Source organism: Prevotella sp. AM23-5, from assembly GCF_003473645.1.
GTDB lineage: Bacteria > Bacteroidota > Bacteroidia > Bacteroidales > Bacteroidaceae > Prevotella > Prevotella copri_A.
Window position 1 is genome coordinate 1 of sequence record NZ_QUCG01000171.1, and the last position, 1,178, is coordinate 1,178.

Below are 1,178 nucleotides of genomic sequence, written 5' to 3' on the forward strand. Positions count from 1 at the left end.
ATCGGCTGAAACCCCGATAAACACTGGGGGTGCGAGAGGTGAAGAGTTACGCACTACTCTTCACCACTTTTCACCCCTCTTCACCTTCGGATTGCGCCCGGAATTGAAGTGGTAGCTCGTCCTGTTCGGTCGGGGGGCTGAAACCACTTTTTTATGTCCCACAAATTTCACAGATTTTCCGTAAGCGGCTCCGCGTGAAGAGTGGTGAAGAGTGGCGTAAACTCTTCACACGTGCAAGTTCTTAAACTACAGGTATTTATGACCTTCCTGTGAAGAGTGAAGAGTGCTTTTGAAAGTGGCTTGCTATTTTTATTTCTTAATCACCTTCAGAACCTGGTCGGCAAGGCTTCTCATTCCCTTGATTGTTGGGTGACCGTTCTTCTTGTCTATGTCATGAAGGGCGATGACCGGAACCTGATAGGTCTTGCAGATCTTTTTTACTGACTCGTTGATCTCATCCTTCAGCTCTGAGTTCAGAATGAAGTAGATATCTACATTCGGATGGCGCTGACGGAGATCGGAAAGCAACTTCGCCAGGGCAGGACGGAAACAGTAGAGGTCGGCACGCTTCCAGTTGCTGTACTGGTAATTGCCGATAGGGGCATTTGCCCAACTGTCGTTCGTTCCGCCGCAAATCAAGATGATGTCCGGATTGCCCAGCAGGGTAGTGCGGTTGATGAATGAACGGTCGCTGTAATCCTCATCGCGGTAGCCGGTGTTGCAGATGGTGGAACCGGAATAGGAATTGATGTTGCCCATCTTGTAACCCCCTTCCTTGATAACCTCCCACCACCAGGTTTGCTCCACTTTGTTGACATCGGTTGCTTTTTGAACCGCCGTGGTGTACCAGGTGGCATATCCCTTTGGGATGAAACCTTCGAAAGTTGAATACGAGTCGCCGAGCACGGCAACAGTCTGCTTCGCCTGTGCCAGCAGGGGCATCAGGGCGAAGATAAAGAGGCAGACGATAACTGATAATCTTTTCATGACGTTTTTTATATAGTTTGATTTTTTAATGTGATCCTCTTTTGGGATAGGGTTTGAAACCCGATTGCAAAGATACGATATTATTTGTGGATATACAAATGTTTGGGGCTATAAATTTATACGAAATCCTTCTGAATGCATATAGAATGATATTATTATTTTAATAAACCTAAAATCCGCAACTATCATCC

The 1,178-nt window shown here is 46.4% G+C and carries 1 protein-coding gene; it reads right to left on the reverse strand.

The features are described 5' to 3' along the window. Positions 1-309 precede the first annotated feature (309 nt). Positions 310-987 carry an SGNH/GDSL hydrolase family protein gene (locus tag DW657_RS17365; protein WP_118313581.1) on the reverse strand — a complete coding sequence of 226 codons (678 nt, stop codon included), beginning with the start codon at positions 985-987 and terminating at the stop codon, positions 310-312. Positions 988-1,178: the final 191 nt, after the last annotated feature.